This window comes from Tsukamurella sp. TY48 (genome assembly GCF_019656655.1).
Lineage (GTDB): Bacteria > Actinomycetota > Actinomycetes > Mycobacteriales > Mycobacteriaceae > Tsukamurella > Tsukamurella strandjordii.
In genome coordinates, this window is sequence record NZ_BPMV01000002.1 from 402,360 (window position 1) to 418,551 (window position 16,192).

At 70.9% G+C, this 16,192-nt stretch carries 15 protein-coding genes; 11 read left to right on the forward strand and 4 right to left on the reverse strand.

The window, feature by feature from the left end; genetic code table 11:
* Position 1: 1 nt before the first annotated feature.
* Positions 2–1,273: an adenosylmethionine--8-amino-7-oxononanoate transaminase gene (locus TTY48_RS17745; RefSeq protein ID WP_220658975.1), complete on the reverse strand. Its 1,272-nt coding sequence runs from the start codon at positions 1,271–1,273 to the stop codon at positions 2–4.
* A gap of 33 nt (positions 1,274–1,306) precedes the next feature.
* Between TTY48_RS17745 and TTY48_RS17750 the strand changes: the two genes are divergently transcribed.
* The 4 genes from TTY48_RS17750 to TTY48_RS17765 all read left to right on the forward strand — a co-directional run bounded on the left by TTY48_RS17750 (position 1,307) and on the right by TTY48_RS17765 (position 6,583).
* Positions 1,307–3,571 carry a malto-oligosyltrehalose synthase gene (locus TTY48_RS17750; RefSeq protein ID WP_220658976.1) on the forward strand — a complete coding sequence of 755 codons (2,265 nt, stop codon included), beginning with the start codon at positions 1,307–1,309 and terminating at the stop codon, positions 3,569–3,571.
* Positions 3,572–3,605: 34 nt separating this feature from the next.
* On the forward strand, positions 3,606–4,289 hold the full coding sequence (locus TTY48_RS17755; RefSeq protein WP_220658977.1) for a hypothetical protein: 684 nt from the start codon (positions 3,606–3,608) through the stop codon (positions 4,287–4,289).
* A 172-nt stretch (positions 4,290–4,461) separates the two neighbouring features.
* The gene (locus TTY48_RS17760; protein WP_220658978.1) at positions 4,462–5,502 is read left to right on the forward strand and encodes an LLM class F420-dependent oxidoreductase; all 1,041 of its coding nucleotides are present in this window, start codon (positions 4,462–4,464) and stop codon (positions 5,500–5,502) included.
* A 55-nt stretch (positions 5,503–5,557) separates the two neighbouring features.
* The gene (locus TTY48_RS17765; protein ID WP_220658979.1) at positions 5,558–6,583 is read left to right on the forward strand and encodes an LLM class flavin-dependent oxidoreductase; all 1,026 of its coding nucleotides are present in this window, start codon (positions 5,558–5,560) and stop codon (positions 6,581–6,583) included.
* A gap of 23 nt (positions 6,584–6,606) precedes the next feature.
* Here TTY48_RS17765 and TTY48_RS17770 read toward each other — a convergent pair whose 3' ends face one another.
* Entirely contained in the window at positions 6,607–7,041 is a 435-nt protein-coding gene (locus tag TTY48_RS17770; protein WP_220658980.1) for a PPOX class F420-dependent oxidoreductase, read from the reverse strand.
* Between the two features lie 79 nt (positions 7,042–7,120).
* Here TTY48_RS17770 and TTY48_RS17775 point away from each other — a divergent pair, with 79 nt between their 5' ends.
* Positions 7,121–7,624 carry a hypothetical protein gene (locus TTY48_RS17775; RefSeq protein WP_220658981.1) on the forward strand — a complete coding sequence of 168 codons (504 nt, stop codon included), beginning with the start codon at positions 7,121–7,123 and terminating at the stop codon, positions 7,622–7,624.
* Here the strand turns inward: TTY48_RS17775 and ilvA are convergent, their stop codons facing one another.
* A complete protein-coding gene (ilvA, locus tag TTY48_RS17780) occupies positions 7,625–8,944 on the reverse strand; it encodes a threonine ammonia-lyase IlvA (RefSeq protein ID WP_220658982.1) in 1,320 nt (439 codons plus the stop codon).
* On the opposite strand from ilvA, the gene TTY48_RS17785 reads away from it, so the two are divergent.
* From TTY48_RS17785 to TTY48_RS17810, 6 genes are read left to right on the forward strand one after another with little or no spacing between them, the layout of a single operon-like run.
* The gene (locus tag TTY48_RS17785; protein ID WP_220658983.1) at positions 8,943–10,121 is read left to right on the forward strand and encodes a sensor histidine kinase; all 1,179 of its coding nucleotides are present in this window, start codon (positions 8,943–8,945) and stop codon (positions 10,119–10,121) included. The genes ilvA and TTY48_RS17785 overlap by 2 nt on opposite strands.
* Positions 10,118–10,795 (forward strand): response regulator transcription factor, encoded by a 678-nt coding sequence (locus TTY48_RS17790; RefSeq protein WP_255585805.1) that lies wholly within the window; start codon positions 10,118–10,120, stop codon positions 10,793–10,795. Before TTY48_RS17785 ends, TTY48_RS17790 begins: the two co-directional genes overlap by 4 nt.
* Positions 10,796–10,837: 42 nt before the next feature.
* Positions 10,838–11,788, forward strand: coding sequence for an amino acid ABC transporter permease (locus TTY48_RS17795; protein WP_220658984.1), 951 nt, complete (start codon positions 10,838–10,840; stop codon positions 11,786–11,788).
* The gene (locus tag TTY48_RS17800; protein WP_220659609.1) at positions 11,781–12,533 is read left to right on the forward strand and encodes an amino acid ABC transporter ATP-binding protein; all 753 of its coding nucleotides are present in this window, start codon (positions 11,781–11,783) and stop codon (positions 12,531–12,533) included. Before TTY48_RS17795 ends, TTY48_RS17800 begins: the two co-directional genes overlap by 8 nt.
* Positions 12,534–12,580: 47 nt before the next feature.
* Positions 12,581–13,519 carry an ABC transporter substrate-binding protein gene (locus TTY48_RS17805; RefSeq protein WP_220658985.1) on the forward strand — a complete coding sequence of 313 codons (939 nt, stop codon included), beginning with the start codon at positions 12,581–12,583 and terminating at the stop codon, positions 13,517–13,519.
* Positions 13,519–14,523 (forward strand): LLM class flavin-dependent oxidoreductase, encoded by a 1,005-nt coding sequence (locus TTY48_RS17810; RefSeq protein WP_220658986.1) that lies wholly within the window; start codon positions 13,519–13,521, stop codon positions 14,521–14,523. The genes TTY48_RS17805 and TTY48_RS17810 overlap by 1 nt, the downstream gene beginning before the upstream one ends.
* Here the strand turns inward: TTY48_RS17810 and TTY48_RS17815 are convergent.
* A complete protein-coding gene (locus tag TTY48_RS17815; RefSeq protein ID WP_220658987.1) occupies positions 14,520–16,145 on the reverse strand; it encodes a class I adenylate-forming enzyme family protein in 1,626 nt (541 codons plus the stop codon). The two genes, TTY48_RS17810 and TTY48_RS17815, sit on opposite strands and share 4 nt — an antisense overlap.
* Positions 16,146–16,192 lie beyond the last annotated feature (47 nt).

Here is a 16,192-nt window from a genome sequence, read left to right on the forward strand (position 1 = left end):
TTCACTGTAACGCCGCGTGCACTGCGGCGGAGACACCCCCGGCGATCGCCGCCACCTCGTCGGGCGTGCTGATGAACGGCGGCATCGTGTAGACGAGGTCTCGGAAGGGCCGCAGCCATACCCCCGCTCCGACGCACGCATCGGTGGCCCGCGCGACGTCGACCTGCCGATCGAGCTGGACCACGCCGATCGCGCCGAGGACGCGCACGTCCATCACGCCCGGGAGCTCGCGCAGCGGCTCCACGCCCGCACGCAGGCCCGATTCGATGCCCGCGACCTCCGCCCGCCAGTCGCGCGAGAGCAACAGTTCGGTGCTGGCGACGGCGATGGCGCAGGCCAGCGGGTTGCCCATGAAGGTGGGGCCGTGCATGAGGGCGCCCTGATCCGACTCGGAGATGGTCCGGGCCACCTCGTCGGTGCACAGCATCGCGGCCAGGGTCACGTAGCCACCGGTGAGCGCCTTGCCGACGCAGAGGAGATCCGGGGTGATCCCGGCGGCATCGGACGCGAACAATGTTCCGGTGCGGCCGAATCCGGTGGCGATCTCGTCGAGGATCAGCAAGACGTCGTGGCGGCGGGTGATCTCACGCAGCGCGGCCACGTAGGCGGGCGGGTGGAATCGCATGCCGCCGGCGCCCTGGACCACGGGTTCCACGATCACGGCGGCCAGTTCGTGGGCGTGCTCGGCCACCAGGCGATCGAGTTCGGCGACGTAGGCCTCGTCGAATTCCGCGGGCGGCGCGGGCGCGAAGACCTGCGAGGCCAGGACGTCGGTCCACAGCGCGTGCATTCCGCCCTCGGGATCACACACGCTCATCGGCGTGAAGGTGTCACCGTGGTAGCCGCCGCGCCAGGTCAGCAGGCGGTTGCGCCCCTCGACGCCCTTCGCACGCCAGTACTGCAGCGCGGTCTTCACCGCCACCTCGATCGACACCGAGCCGCTGTCGGCGAGGAAGACCGTGTCCAGGCCCGCGGGCGTGATCTCGACGAGGAGCTCGCCCAGCCGCGCGGCACTCGCATGGGTGAGGCCGCCGAACATCACGTGGGCCATGCTGTCGATCTGGGACTTCGCCGCGGCGTCGAGCACGGGGTGCCGGTAGCCGTGGATCGCGGCCCACCAGGAGCTCATCCCGTCGATCACCTCGGTGCCGTCGCCGAGGGTCAGGCGCACGCCCCGCGCCGAGGACACCACCCGCACCCCCGAACCGCCCACCGGGCTGTACGGATGCCAGAGGGTCTGCGCGTCGAGGGCGAGGATCTCTTCGGGCGTCATGGTCGGCCACAGTAGCGGGGCTAGGCTGACGGGGTGCGCGCCCCGACCGGTCTCGGCCCCGCCGGGCGACCGGTCGGCGCGACCTACCGGCTCCAGCTCGGACCGGGCTTCACCTTCGCCGATGCGGCCGCCCGGGTCCCCTATCTCGCGGACCTCGGGGTCACCCACCTCTACCTGTCCCCCGTGCTCGAGGCCGTCGCCGGATCGACCCACGGCTACGACGTCACCGACCCCACCCGAGTCCGCGCGGAGCTCGGCGGCCGCGCCGGTCTCGACGCGCTCGCGGACACGGCGCACCGGGCGGGGCTGGGGCTGGTGATCGACATCGTGCCCAACCACGTGGGGGTCGGCCGCCCCGAGCAGAACCCGTGGTGGTGGGACGTCCTGCGGTACGGCCCGCAGTCCCGGTTCGCCGACGTCTTCGACATCGACTGGTCGGCGGACAACGGCGCCGGCGGGCGGCTCGCGCTGCCCGTCCTGGCCCGCGACGATGAGGCACCCGCGGTCACCGTCGACCGTACGGGCCCGCACCCGGTGCTCCGCTACCACGACAGGATCTTTCCGGTGGGTCCGGACCCCGGCGGCTCCGGCGCGGAAATCGCGGCCGCGCAGCACTATCGGCTCATCCCGTGGAATCACGCGACGCGCACGTACCGCCGGTTCCTGGCCATCGACGAGCTGGCGGCGCTGCGGGTGGAGGACCACGAGGTGTTCGCGGCCACGCACCGCGAGATCGGGTCCTGGTTCGCCGACGGTATCGCGGACGGTGTGCGGGTGGACCACCCGGACGGCCTGACCGATCCGGCCGGGTACCTCCGACGGCTACGCGCGCTCACCGGCCCCGATGCATGGATCGTGATCGAGAAGGTGCTGCCGCCCGGCCAGTCGCTGGACCGCGCGCTCCCGGTGGCGGGGACCACCGGGTACGAGGCCCTCCGCGAGCTCGCACACGCCCTGGTCGACCCCGCGGGCGAGGGGCCCCTGAGCCGGCTGCACGAACGGCACACCGGGAACGACGGCGCGGCCCGCACGGATTCGCCGGAGCACCGGGCGATCCGCGCGGATCTCGCCGCGCACGAATTCCGGCCCGATGTCGAGCGCCTGGCCCGGACGGTGCGGCGCGAGACCGGTGCGACGCTCCCCCGCCACGCGCTGGACGAGGCCGTTCTCGCCGTCCTCAACGACTCCCCCGCCGACGATGCCGCGATCCGGACCGTCCGGCGGGCGGCGAGCCTCGGCGGTGAGACGGCCGCCGGCCTCACCCGGCTCGCGGACGCGCTCACGGCCAAGGCGGTCGAGGACACGCTCTACTACCGTGCGGCGCGCCTGATCGCGCTCCAGGAGGTGGGCGGCGCTCCGTGGGAGTTCGGGCCGGACGATCCGCATCCCGCCCTCGCCCACCGCGCCGCGCACTGGCCCGCCGCCATGACCACGCTGTCGACCCACGACACCAAACGCGGTGAGGATGTGCGCGCCCGGATCGGTGTGCTGAGCCAGTGTCCGGCGTTGTGGGCGGATCGCCTGGAACGCTGGTCGGCGATGGTCCCCGTTCCGCCGGAGCCGGCGCTCGGGCTGCTGCTGTGGCAAACGCTGTTCGGGGTGTGGCCCGCGGACGGCGCGGTGACCGGTTCCCTGCGTTCCCGGCTGCACGGCTACACGGAGAAGGCGATGCGTGAGGCGCGCTCGGGCACCTCGTGGACCGCGCCCGACGAGGCCTTCGAATCGGCCGCGCACACCTTCCTCGAGGCGGTGCTCGACGGTCCGGTCGCGGCGGAGCTGACCGGCCTGGTGCACGAGATCGGGCGGCACGGTCGAGCCGATGCGCTCGCGCAGAAGGCGATCCAACTCCTCGGGCCCGGGGTGCCCGATGTGTACCAGGGCACCGAGCGCTGGGACGACTCGCTCGTCGATCCCGATAATCGGCGCCCGGTGGACTGGGAGGCGCTGCGGACCGGCGAGCATCAAAAACAGCACCTCGTGCGCACCGCCCTGCGACTGCGCCGGGAGCGGCCCCGGTCCTTCGTCGGCGGGAGCTACGCGCCGCTGCGCGGCACGGGTCCGGGCGCGGACCATCTGCTCGGCTTCGGCCGCGGCCCGCGCGAGGGCGACCTCGACGTGCTGGTGCTCGCCTCCCGCCGAACACTGGTCCTCGCACGGTCCGGCGGCTGGCGCGAGACGCGGGTCGCGCTGCCACCCGGCCGCTGGACCAACCGCCTCACCGGCGCCGTTCATGCAGGTCGAATGGATCTCCACGTTCTCGACATCGAACACCCGGTCGCTCTGTTGGTGCGCGACTAGAAAACTTGTCAGTGGTGCTCCGCACACTGCTCTCATGAACAGCGACGCCTCGCGGCCCCTCCGGTCGGCCTTCACTCAGTCGCCCACCGCCCGCCTCGGGGTGAGCGGCGGTCGCATCCACGACTCCGCCCTCGCGCGGGTGGCGCAGGCACTGCACGAGCACGGCCTGCCCGCCACTCTGCGCCCCACGGGGAGCCTCCGGTTGGCCGTGGGCACCTCACGGTTCACGGCGCATTCCCTGCCCGGCGAGGGCACGGCCATCGAGGTCCGCGCCTTCCGCGAGGGGCGGCACTCCATCCTGGGCCTGGTCACCGACCCCGAGGAGGCCGCTCACCTGTTGATCCGCTGTGCGGGGATGGCGCAGGCCTGGCAGCTCACAGCGGAGATCCACGACCGCCTGGTGCTCGACGGCGATGCCACCGTGCTCGCCGAGGTCCCGATGGGCGACACCGTGTTCGTCCGGTTCGGTGCACGTACCTACGCGGAGGTACTCGCGCAGGATGCCGACGCCTGCCTCGGCCAGGCGGCCGGCGTCACGCTCACCACGCACATCGCACGCCGTCCGCTCGATGATGCGTGGCGGTTCGATGCGCTCGTCGAGCAGGATTTCGCCACGATGGGGCGGATCGCGGGCGGCAGCTTCACCTCCGCCGAATCCGCCTGCGCCGCGCTGGAGTTGCATCGTGCGCGCAGCGCGGAGTGGGAGGGCCTGCACTGATCAGTCCGCCGCCGCGGGGAGTGCTGTGCGGCAGCGGTCGCCGGCCCCACCCCGAATAGGGGTGTTCCTGCGCCGATGCGCGCATCCGTCGCGGTGTGCGGGCCGGGCTCCGGGCAGATCGAGTGAGTTATTGTTCACTGACGTCCACACAGAGCACGGAAGGCGACACCACATGCGCATCGGTCTCGGCATCAATTACGCAGGCGAGTTCAACGACGTCGCCGACGAGGTTCTCGACCTGGAGAAGGCCGGTCTGGACATCGTCTTCGTCCCCGAGGCCTACTCCTTCGACGCGGTGAGCGCACTCGGCTATCTCGCCGCCAAGACGGACAAGATCAAGCTCGCCTCCGGCATCCTGCAGATCTACACCCGCACGCCCACGCTCACCGCGATGACGGCCGCAGGCCTGGACAACGTCTCGAACGGACGGTTCATCCTGGGCCTCGGCGCCTCGGGCCCGCAGGTGATCGAGGGCTTCCACGGCGTGCCCTACGACGCTCCCATCGGCCGCACCCGCGAGATCATCGAGATCTGCCGCAAGGTGTGGCGCCGCGAGCGGCTCGAACATCGCGGCAAGTACTACCAGATGCCGCTCACCGCGGAGGACGGCGGCACGGGGCTCGGCAAGCCGCTCAAGCTGATCAATCACCCGGTGCGCGAGCGGATCCCGGTGCTGCTGGCGGCCCTCGGCCAGAAGAACGTGGCCCTGGCAGCCGAGGTCGCCGAGGGCTGGCAGCCGATCTTCTTCCTGCCCGAGAAGGCCAAGGACGTGTGGGGCGACGCCGTCGCCGCCGGCAAGGCCAAGCGTGATCCCGCGCTCGGCGAGCTCGACGTGTACGCCGGTCCCGCGCTGGCCATCGGCGACGATGTGGAGCATCTGCTGGGCTTCGTGAAGCCGCACCTGGCGCTGTACATCGGCGGCATGGGCGCCAAGGGCAAGAACTTCTATCACACGCTGGCCACCAATTACGGCTACGGCGCCGAGGCCGACCGCATCCAGGAGCTGTACCTGGCGGGCGACAAAGCGGCGGCCGCGCAGGCGGTGCCGGATGAGCTGGCGCGCAATGTCTCGCTGATCGGCCCCAAGGGCTTCGTCGCCGAGCGGGTGAAGGCCTTCGAGGAAGCCGGCGCCACGGTGCTCAACGTGACCCCGATCGCCGATTCGAAGGACGGCCGCATCAAACAGGTCGAGCTGCTGCGCGACCTGATCTGACCTGCCGGGATCGCCGGGCGGGAAGATTCGGCCGGGATGCCCGGTTGAACCTTGGGTGTCCGACGATTCCGTACTCCGCCCCCGCCTCTCCGTCCTCGAACTCGCGCCCGTCGTGGACGGTGCCTCCTTCGGCGACGCCCTGCGCGACACCATCGCGACCGCGCAGGAGGCCGAGCGGCTGGGCTATCACCGCGTGTGGGTGGCAGAACATCATTCGATGCCGGGGATCGCGAGTTCCGCGCCCGCGGTACTGATCGGGCAGATCGCCGCGGCCACCGAGTCGATCCGCGTGGGTTCCGGCGGTGTGATGCTGCCCAACCACCAGCCGCTCGTGGTGGCCGAGCAGTTCGGCACGCTCGACGCCCTCTTCCCGGATCGCATCGATCTGGGCATCGGTCGCGCACCGGGCACCGACCAGCTGACCGCGCATGCGTTGCGCGGCGGCAAGGTGAGCGAGTCGGTCGACGACTTCCCGCAGGCGCTCGCGCATCTGCGGGCCTTCCTGCGTGACGACTTCCCGATCGATCATCCCTACGCCGCGATCACGGCGACCCCGGGCGTCGGCGCGGATCCGCAAGTGTGGCTGCTGGGTTCGTCCACCTTCAGTGCGAAACTAGCTGGCCTGCTGGGCCTTCCGTTCGCCTTCGCCCGGCATTTCGCGCCGCAGGCGACGCTCCCCGCGCTCGCCGAGTACCGCGAGAACTTCCGGCCGGGCGACCTCGACTCCCCGAACGCGATGCTGACCGTGACCGTGATCGCCGCCGATACCGACGAGGAGGCCCAGCGCATCGCGGGGCCCGGCAAGGCCGCGATGTACCGCGTGCGCACCGGCAATCCCGGTCGCCTGCTCACCTACGAGCAGGCCGCCGCCGCTCCGCTCACCGCCGATCAGGAGGCGGCGATCGCACCGTCGACCTCGGCGTGGATCGTGGGCTCCCAGGAGACCGTCCGCCGCGAACTGACCGAGCTGCTCGAGCGCACCCGCCCGCAGGAACTGATGATCTCCGGGATGGTTCCCGGTCTCGACGAGCGCCGGCGCAGCCTGGAGATCATCGCCAAGGCGGTCGCCGAGATCGGCTGATCTCGGGCCGCGCAGCCGCCGGTCTACGCGGTCGCGTTGCCGCTGAACAGGACCCGGGTGGGCCGGATCTTGACGATCACCTCGCCCGGCACCGCGTTGCGGCGTCCGAATTCCTCAGCGCGGTCGGCGCCCATGTAGCGGCCGCCGCAGGCGGTGCAGATCTTCAGCAGGTAGTCGGGATCGTCGTCGATGATCTCGGCGATCCCCTGCACCTGCGCGAAGGCGTAGGGAGGTTCCGGTAGGTCGACGGAGACCGCGACCCGCGGATCCCGTGCGATCAGCTTGCCCTTGGAGGTATCCGCACCCGTGGCGAAGACGAGCGCACCGTCGTCCACCACGAACCAGACGGGCGTGCTGAGCGGCCTGCCGTCCTTCGCGAGGTAGGTCAGGTGCGCGGTGCGCGTGCCCTCGGACAGGAAGGCGATGACAGCGGGTTCGAGATGATCTGCAGCAGCCATGCTCGAAGACTACGTCTCCACCCGGATCTCCACCCGCGGGTCGATCCGCTCCGGCCGGGATCGCGGCAGAGTCTGCGGCATGAACACAGCGACCACCGCCCTCATCGTCGTCCTGGCCCTCGGCTGGATCCTCTACCGCCAGTTCCAGGCCCGCCCCATCAAGGACAGGACCGCTCGGATCGCCCTCGTGCTCGCCGCGGTCGGCCTGGTCCAGACCGTGCAGTACGTCTCCGAGGGAGGCGAGGTGGGCATCGGTCACGCCGTCGCCGCGCTGCTCGGGCTCGCACTCGCCGTGGGCCTGGCCTACCCGCGGGCGCTGACCACCAAGGTCTTCCCCGGCCCGGACGGCCGCTATCTGCGACAGGCCACGCTGCCCACACTCGGACTGTGGATCGTGGCCATCGGTGCCCACTTCGCGATCGACACGCTGGTTCCGGCCCTCTTCCACGACCACACCGGACGTGCCTTCGCCGGCGTCACCACCATGCTGTTCATCGGCGTCACCCTGTTCGCGCAGAACTGGTTCCTGCAGCGGCGGGTGGAGGCGCACCGCGGCGCACAGCGGCCACTGCAGGCCGTCTGATCAGGTCAGGTAGCGGTACGCCGGCGAGCCGGGCTCGAGGCGCTCACAGTGCAGACGAGACTGATCCATGCGCGCCAGCAGGGCGTCGAGATCTCCGGCGTGGCCGAGTTCGACGCCCACCAGCGCCTCGCCGGTATCGCGGTTGTTGCGCTTGACGTACTCGAACAGCGTCACGTCGTCGTCGGGGCCGAGCACCTCGTCGAGGAACCGGCGCAGGGCACCGGGCTCCTGCGGGAAGGCGACCAGGAAGTAGTGCTTGAGACCCTGATGCACCAGCGACCGTTCGATCACCTCGTTGTACCGCGAGACGTCGTTGTTCCCGCCGGACAGCAGGCACACCACCGTGGCGCCGGGCTCGATCCGCAGCTGCGCCAGCGCCGCCACGGAGAGAGCGCCCGCGGGCTCCGCGATCACGCCCTCGTTCTGGTACAGGTCGAGCATCGCGGTGCAGATGGCGCCCTCGTCGACCTCGATGATGGACACGCTGCCGGGGTTCACCTCCCGCACCTCGTGCCCCTCCCACACCTGCGCGTTCTGCTCGCGTGCCACGTCGAAGCCGATCCCGCCGATCCGACGGACGGCGGCACCGTCGACGAACGGGTCGATGGTGGCGAGCTCCACCACCTCGCCCGCGTCGAGCGAGCGGGCCAGCGAGGCGGCACCGGCCGGCTCGGCCCCGACGATCGCGACCCGGTCCGACTGCGACCGCAGGTACCGGGTGACCCCGGCGAAGCAACCCCCGCCGCCCACCGGGACCACGACCACATCGGGGACGCCGCCGAGTTGCTCGACCAACTCCACGCCGATGGTTCCCTGTCCCGCCGTGGTGCGGACGTCGTCGAAGGCGTGCACCCAGGTGGCCCCGGTCTCGGCGACATCGGCCTGCGCCGCGGCGGCGGCCGCGTCGTAGGTCTCGCCGACGGCGATCAACTCGACGAAGCGGCCGCCGTGGGCGCGGATCCGGTCGCGCTTCTGCTTGGGCGTGGTGGTGGGCACGTAGATCCGGCCGTGCACCTCCATCGCCCGGCAGGCGAAGGCGACGCCCTGGGCATGGTTCCCGGCGGACGCGGCCACCACACCGGCGGCCTTCTCGGCATCGCTGAGCTGGGCCATCAGGTTGTAGGCGCCGCGGATCTTGTAGGAGCGGACCACCTGCAGGTCCTCGCGCTTGAGATAGACCTTCGCGCCGGTCAGCGCGGACAGACGTTCCGCGGGCTGCAGCGGGCTCTCGGTGACCACCCCGGCCAGGCGCGCCCGCGCCTCGATGATCGTGCGCTCCGTCAGGTCGGCGGCGGCGCTGGACATCGATGAGGTAGACATGCCGATCAGTTTCCCACTCCTGCCCGTAGCGCGATCATCCCGGTCCACGGCCGAACCGGTGCACCCGTGCAACGATGAGCGGGTGCTCGACGGCGACCGTATGCGATTCGGCTTCCTGGTGTCGGTCGCCGGTCTCGTCGCGGCAATCCCGACCCTGCACTGGGATCGGTCCGCGCCGTGGCTCGCGATCCTGTTCGCCCTGACCTCCGTAGTGGTCGCGCTGCGCGCGGTGCGCTCCGATCGGGTGCCGCTGTCCGTGACCGTGGGTGTCGAGGCCGTCGGCGCAGTGGCGACCGGTGCCCTGTTCGCGCTGCAGCCCAATCCGGGGATCGGCCTCCTGGCGTACGTCTCGGCGGTCTACTTCGGCGCCCGCTTCCCACAGCGGATCGCGATCCCCCTCGCCGTCCTGCTCGGCGGCACCGTGGCCACCGGGCTGGCGATGCAGCACTCCTCGGACTTCTGGATCGGCCTCAGCATCACGGTCACCGTGTGGGCGGGGATCGTGCGGCGCACCCGCCGCGAGCGCACGCAGGCCCTGGAACAACTGGTGGAGCAGACCAGGCGCACCGCCGCGTCCGAGGCGCGGGGCAGCGCTCTCGCCGAACGAGCCCGGATCGCCCGCGACCTGCACGATGTGCTCGCCCACACCCTCTCCGGTGCCGGGATGCAGCTCGAGCTCGCGGACGCCCTGCTGGAGGCCGGTCGCCCCGACGATGCGCGTGCCGCGGTGCAGCGTGCCCGCGGCGCCATCGCCGGCGGCGTCACCGAGGCCCGCGACGCCGTGCACGCCCTGCGGGAGGACACCGTCGATCTGCCCGCAGCGCTCGCCGCGCTGGCGGAATCCGATGGAGAGTCGGTCACCTCCGACGCCGTCGACCTCGACGATGCCACCGCACGCGCGATCCTGCGGGTGGCCCAGGAGGCCTTCACCAACGCCCGGCGGCACGCTCCGGGCGCGTCGGTGACGGCCACCCTGGCCGCGGTGCCCGCCGGCGCGGTCCTGACGGTGACCAACGGTCCGGGACGCGCGACCGCGGCCGCGCACGGATCGGGAATGGGGCTGGTGGGGATGCGCGAACGCGCCGCCGAGGTGGGCGGAACCCTGCACGCCGGGCCGTCGCCCGACGGCGGGTGGACGGTGACCCTCGCGGTCCCGGGAAGGAGTGCCGGCCGGTGACGGATGTGACGGTGGTGGTGGCCGACGATCAAGCGGCGGTGCGCGATGCGCTCGCGGCCATGCTGGACCTCTCGCCGGGGATCGCGGTGGTGGGGACCGCGTCCGACGGTGCCGAGGCGGTGGAGGTGACGCTGCGGCTGCGGCCCGCGGTACTCCTCACGGACCTGCGGATGCCGCACCTGGATGGGGTCGACGCCACCGAACGGGTGCTGGCCGCGGCGCCCGATACGGCGGTGGTCCTGCTCACCACCTACGACGACGAGGAGTCGATCCTGCGCGGCCTGCAGGCGGGGGCACGCGGCTATCTCACCAAGAACGCCGGCCGCGCCGAGATCGCCGCGGCCATCGCCGCCGCCGCAGCGGGACAGTCGGTGCTCGACCCGGGGGTGCAGCGCCGCCTCCTGGCGTCGATCACGGCACCGGGGGCCACGCCGGCGGCGCGATCCGCGGGCGGCGCTCCCCCGATCGATCTGACTCCCCGCGAGACCGAGGTACTGCGGCTCATCGCCGACGGGCTCGCCAACCGCGACATCGCGACCCGGCTGTTCGTCAGCGAGTCGACGGTGAAGACCCACATCAACAACCTGTTCGCGAAGGCACACCTGCGGGACCGTGCACACGCCGTCCGATACGCCTACGAGACCGGTATCGCGGCATCCCGTCAGGGCGATTGAAAACCTTTCCCGCGCCGGAGGGCCCGCTTACCGTCGAGCATCATGGCCACAACGACCCTCCCCGCGCCGAGTCCAGCACTCGATGCGGCACCGTCCCAGGTCCGGCTCGTGGGGCGGCACCGCCCCGGGCGGTGGGTGGCCACCGCCGTCGTGGCGGTGCTCGGCGCGATGCTGGTACACACCCTGCTCACCAATGAGCGTTTCGAATGGCCTACGGTCGCGAGCTATTTCACGCAGGAATCGGTGCTCAAGGGCCTCGGTCTCACGCTGTGGCTCACGGCACTCACCTTCGCGGCGGGTTTCGTCCTGGGCATCGGGCTGGCCGCGATGCGACTGTGGGGAGGGCCGCTGCTGCAGGCCGTCTCGTTCGGCTTCGTCTGGATCGTCCGGTCGGTCCCGCCGCTGGTGCTCCTGCTCTTCTGGTTCCAGCTCGCCTCGTTGTATCCGCAACTGTCACTCGGTATTCCCTTCGGACCCGAGTTCGTCACGTTCAACACCACGCACCTGATCGCGCCGCTGGTGGCGGCGTTCATCGCGCTGACCCTCGACGTGGCCGCCTTCGCGGCGGAGATCGTGCGCGGCGGACTGGTGTCGGTGGACCCGGGACAGACCGAGGCGGCACGCTCGCTCGGCCTGAGCCCGCGACGCATCTTCCGCCGCATCGTGCTCCCCCAGGCGATGCCGGCGATCATCCCGTCGTCCGGCAACCTCCTGATCGGCCTGCTGAAATCGACCTCGCTGGTGAGCGTGATCGCGGTGACGGATCTGCTGTACTCGGTGCAGTTGATCTACAACCAGAACTTCAAGGTGATGCCGCTGCTCCTGGTTGCCACTATCTGGTACATCGTGATCACCTCGGTGCTCGCCGTGGGCCAGTACTTCGTGGAGCGCCGGTTCAACCGGGGGCGCCGTGACGCACGGCCCTTCCGGGAAATCCTCCGCGACGCCGCGCGCCTGCGACCGCAGCTCCCCGCCATCGGAGCGCATCGATGAGCGCCAGTCCTTCGGCGGACAGGAAGTCCTGCGCTCCATCGACCTCGACGTGGCGGCCGGAGAGGTGGCGATCGTCCTCGGCCCTTCGGGTTCGGGGAAGTCCACGCTGCTGCGCTGCATCAATCACCTGGAGCGCCCGGACTCCGGCTACGTCCGCGTGAACGGCGATCTCATCGGCTACCGGGAGGCCGGGCACCGCCGGGGATCGACGGTGCTGCGCGAGCTCGCGCCGCGCGCGATCGCCCGCCAGCGCAGCCGGATCGGCATGGTCTTCCAACAGTTCAACCTCTTTCCGCACCTCACGGTGCTGCAGAACCTCACCGAGGGGCAGATCGCCGCGGGCGTCCCCGCGGCGGAGGCCGCCGAACGGGGTCGCGAGCTGCTGGCCCGTGTCGGTCTGGCGGGGCGCGAGGCATCGTGGCCGTCCCAGCTGTCCGGCGGGCAGCAACAGCGCGTCGCGATCGCCCGCACCGTCGCGATGCGGCCCGATGTCGTGCTGTTCGACGAGCCCACGTCCGCACTCGATCCCGAGCTCGTGGGCGAGGTCCTCGCGGTGATCCGCGATCTCGCCGAGACCGGGATGACGATGGTCGTGGTGACCCACGAGATCGGCTTCGCCCGCGATGTGGCCGACACCGTGGTCTTCATGGACGACGGCCGCATCGTGGAATCCGGGACTCCCGACGAGATCTTCGCGCACGCCACCCACGACCGGACGCGCGATTTCCTCGCCGCCGTCCGCTGAACCTTTCTCCCACACAACACAACCCCATCCCCGCAAGGAGCACCGTCATGCGCAGCCGCGCCCGGTCCGCCCGTCCGTTCGCCCTTCTCGCCGCCACCGCCGCGGCCGCTGCGCTACTCAGCGCCTGCGGCGGCGGGTCGACCGACACCGCCGCGTCCAGTTCCGCCTACCCGGTGCCCACCGAGGACGTGGTCTCGTCGATCGCCGTCGACCCGGCGGCGAAGGCCCTCCTGCCGGCCGGGACCACGGAGGTGACACTCGGCCTGACCCGGCAGCCGGGGATCAACCAGCTGCCGCACGGCGGCGAGGTACCCGACGGCAACCCGGTGGGCCTCGACGTGGACCTGCGCAACGCGGTCGCGAAGGCGCTCGGCATCACCTGGAAACAGGACATCGGCACCTTCTCCACGATCATCCCGGGCGTGCAGAACGGTCGGTACCAGGTGGGGCAGGGCAACTTCGGCGTCACCAAACCGCGCCTGCAGGTGGTGGACTTCGCCACCTATCTCAACGACGGCCAGGCCTTCGTGGGCTCCGCGAACTCCGGTCTGACCGAGGTGAAGACGCTGGAGGACCTGTGCGGCAAGAAGATCGTGACCGGCTCGGGCACCACCTTCCAGCAGATCCTGGAGAAGGGGGTGGAGCAGTGCACCGCGAAGGGCAAGCCCGCCTACACGGTGCAGTACCTCGATGAACAGGGCGCGATCATCCTGAGCCTGCAGAACGGCCGGGTGGACGCCTACTTCGGTCCCACGCTGTCGCTGCGCTACCTCGTCGACAAGGTGCCCGGCACCACGTTCCTCGGCGAGTACTCCACCACCGTGGTCGGTTTCGTCTCCGCCAAGGGTTCGCCCTTCGCCCCGGCCATCGCGCAGGCGGTGAACACCCTGATCGCCCGCGGCGAGTACCAGCGGCTGTTCGACAAGTGGAAGGTGCCGGCGGCGGCGCTGCCGAAGTCCGAGATCAACCCCCAGGCCGGTTTCTGATGGGGCTCACGATCGAATCGCTCGCCTTCCTCACGCCGGGGAACTACCTCGATCACGATCCCGCCGCGGGACTCGAGGACACGCTGCGGCTCATCGAGTTCGGTGAGCGGCTGGGGTACCGCGGGGCGTGGGTGCGCCAACGCCACCTGGAACACGGGATCTCCTCGGCGGCGGTCTTCCTCGGCGCGGCATCGCAACGCACGTCGACCATCGAGCTGGGTACGGCCGTGATCCCCATCGGCTACGAGAACCCGTTCCGGCTCGCCGAGGATCTCTCGCTGGCCGATGCGCTGTCCGGGGGCCGCATCCAGGCCGGATTCTCGACCGGGATGCCGCACGCCGAGCTCCTGGCGGACGTGGTCTTCGACGGTGACTGGCGCACCTACGAACTCGGCCACGCGCGCGTGGCGCGCACCGTCGAGCACCTGCGCGGCGACTACCTCAGCGGCCCGGACACCACCATCGAATCGCCGGGGAACCGGCAACGCCCCCGGCTGCAGCCGCATACGCCCGGCCTCGTCGACCGGTCCTGGTACGGCGGCACCAGCCTGGGATCCGTGCGGTGGACCGGGGAGTCCGGATTGCACCTGCTGACCGGGAACATCGTTTCCGCGGCCGGGATCGACTCCGACGATTTCGGGACGGTGCAGCGCCGGCTCATCGACGAGTTCCATGCGGCGGGCGGCCGCGGCAAGCGGGTCGCGGTCGGCAGGGTGATCGTGCCCACCGACGGCGCCGACCGAGCGACGGCGCAGCGCTACCGTGATTACGCGCACTCGCGGTACGAGCGCACCCTGGGGGCGCACGGCGACCGCCGCACCCTGTTCGCCGCCGATCTGGTGGGGCCGGTCGCCGAGATCGCCGAGCGCCTCGCGGAGGACCCGTCGTTCGACGGTGTCACCGAACTGCGCCTGGAGCTGCCCTACGAATTCGACGTCCGCGACTACGAGCAGATCCTCACCGACGCGCTCGCGCTCGCGCCGCAGATCGCCCGCGTCGGCTAGGTGCGGATCTCGCGCAGCGTACGCACCAGGTGCTTCTGAATCTTGCCGGTGGCGGTCTTCGGGAGCTGATCGACGAAGACGATCTCCTTGGGCGCCTTGAACCCGGCGAGGTTCGCCCGCGCATAGTCGAGCAGCGCGGCGTCATCGCTGGCCGCGCCGGGTCCGGTGACCACGAAGGCGGTCACGGCCTCGCCCCAGTGTTCGTGCGGGGTCCCGACCACGGCCACCTCGGTGACATCGTCGTGCCCGAGCAGCACGCGCTCGACCTCGACGGACGAGACGTTCTCGCCGCCGGTCTTGATGATGTCCTTCGCGCGGTCGGTGAAGTAGACGACGCCGTCCTCGTCGAGGTAGCCGATATCGCCGCCGTGGAACCAGCCGTGGGCGAAGGCCTCGGTGTTCGCGGCCGGGTTGTTCCAGTATCCGGCCATGAGCTGCGGTGCACGGTAGACGATCTCACCGATCTTGCCGGGGCCGAGTAGGGCACCGTCGGGGCCCATGATCGCGATGCCGGTGGACACCGTGGCCGGGCCCCAGGAGTCGTCCTTGACGCCCTGGTGGCCGGCCCACTGCAGCTCCGAGGCGGGCGTGGTCTCGGTCTGGCCGGAGCCGAGGATCACCGCCGCCGCGGGGAACCGGGCGCGCACCCGGGCCAGCAGTTCGGGCGGCATCGGAGCCATCGCGTACAACCCGGTGAGCAGGTGGGCGGTGTTCTCGTCGGTGAGCTCGGGCTGGGCGAGCAGCGCCGCCCACATCATGGGCAGCAGCGTCAGGTGGGTGACGTGGTGGTCGACGAACGTGCGGGCCAGCGCCGCGGGGTCGAAGCCGCGCAGAAGCACGGCGGTGCCGCCGGTGATCAGCATCGGCATGAGGAGCGCGTCGAGGGCGGTCACGTGGAACAGCGGCAGCGCGATCGGCTGCACCGCCGGCACCACATCGGGCCGCACCCCGAGGCCGAGCGCCGAGGACAGGGCCGAGATGTGCACGGCCACATGGCTGGTGACCACACCCTTGGGCCGGGAGGTGGTGCCGGAGGTGTACAGGCAGTGCACGATGTCGCGGTCTTCGACCACCACCTCCACCGGCGAATCGTCCACGGAGGGCAGTTCGGCGAACGGCGCCGAGGGCGCGCCGCCCACCGATGTGGGGATCTCACCGGCCCCGTTGGAGACCACGTACACGGCGTCCACGGAGTTCGGGGTCGCGCCCAGCGCGGCGGTGAGCCCCGGCACGAAGACGTCCTCGGTGATCACGGCGCGCACCCCGCTGTCGCCGAGCTGGTACCCCACGTCGCCGGGGGCGAGCAGCAGGTTCTGCGGCATCGCGACCACACCCAGTTTGGCGCAGGCGAACAGGGAGACGACGAACTCCCAGCGGTTCTGCAGTTGCAGGGCGATGGCGTCGCCGCGCACATAGCCGCGATCGGCGAGTCCACGCGCCAGCGCGTTCGACCGCGCCTCGAGCTCGCGGTAGGTGACGGTCTGAGCACCGTCGACCAGGGCGACCCGGTCCCCGAAGGACCGGGCGGCACGCGTCGGCAGATCACCGATGCACACCCGCTGGGCGAGATTGACGACCAACGGGTCGACACCGGACAGATCGGGACGCATGCCTTGGGTCATGGCCGAACGGTAGTTCCTGCCGACCGGCGCCGTGTCCGATTCCGGTG

Coding starts and splice junctions, on each gene's coding strand:
- TTY48_RS17795 (WP_220658984.1), top strand. CDS start 10,838: ATGGCCACAACGACCCTCCCCGCGCCGAGTCCAGCACTCGATGCGGCA.
- TTY48_RS17770 (WP_220658980.1), bottom strand. CDS start 7,041: ATGGCTGCTGCAGATCATCTCGAACCCGCTGTCATCGCCTTCCTGTCC.
- TTY48_RS17760 (WP_220658978.1), top strand. CDS start 4,462: ATGCGCATCGGTCTCGGCATCAATTACGCAGGCGAGTTCAACGACGTC.
- TTY48_RS17810 (WP_220658986.1), top strand. CDS start 13,519: ATGGGGCTCACGATCGAATCGCTCGCCTTCCTCACGCCGGGGAACTAC.
- TTY48_RS17755 (WP_220658977.1), top strand. CDS start 3,606: ATGAACAGCGACGCCTCGCGGCCCCTCCGGTCGGCCTTCACTCAGTCG.
- TTY48_RS17785 (WP_220658983.1), top strand. CDS start 8,943: ATGCCGATCAGTTTCCCACTCCTGCCCGTAGCGCGATCATCCCGGTCC.
- TTY48_RS17815 (WP_220658987.1), bottom strand. CDS start 16,145: ATGACCCAAGGCATGCGTCCCGATCTGTCCGGTGTCGACCCGTTGGTC.
- ilvA (WP_220658982.1), bottom strand. CDS start 8,944: ATGTCTACCTCATCGATGTCCAGCGCCGCCGCCGACCTGACGGAGCGC.
- TTY48_RS17775 (WP_220658981.1), top strand. CDS start 7,121: ATGAACACAGCGACCACCGCCCTCATCGTCGTCCTGGCCCTCGGCTGG.
- TTY48_RS17805 (WP_220658985.1), top strand. CDS start 12,581: ATGCGCAGCCGCGCCCGGTCCGCCCGTCCGTTCGCCCTTCTCGCCGCC.
- TTY48_RS17745 (WP_220658975.1), bottom strand. CDS start 1,273: ATGACGCCCGAAGAGATCCTCGCCCTCGACGCGCAGACCCTCTGGCAT.